Genomic DNA, 321 nt, shown 5'->3' on the forward strand with positions numbered 1-321 from the left:
AATCCTGTTTGCTCCCCACGCTTGCGAGCCTCAACGTCAGTGACAGTCCGGTAAGCCGCCTTCGCCACTGGTGTTCCTCCTACTATCTACGCATTTCACCGCTACACTAGGAATTCCACTTACCTCTCCTGCACTCCAGCCACACAGTTTCCACAGCAGTCCCGGGGTTGAGCCCCGGGCTTTCACTTCAGACTTGCATCGCCGTCTACGCTCCCTTTACACCCAGTAAATCCGTATAACGCTTGCCCCCTACGTACTACCGCGGCTACTGGCACGTAGTTAGCCTGGGCTTTTTAGTCAGGTACCGTCATTTTCTTCCCT

The 321-nt window shown here is 54.8% G+C and carries 1 rRNA gene; it reads right to left on the minus strand.

The features are described from left to right. Window positions 1-321, minus strand: a 16S ribosomal RNA gene (locus LK536_RS58625); the annotation flags it as partial.

The sequence above is a fragment of the Clostridium pacaense genome (assembly GCF_020709765.2).
In the GTDB taxonomy this organism is placed as follows: Bacteria; Bacillota; Clostridia; order Lachnospirales; family Lachnospiraceae; genus Enterocloster; species Enterocloster hominis.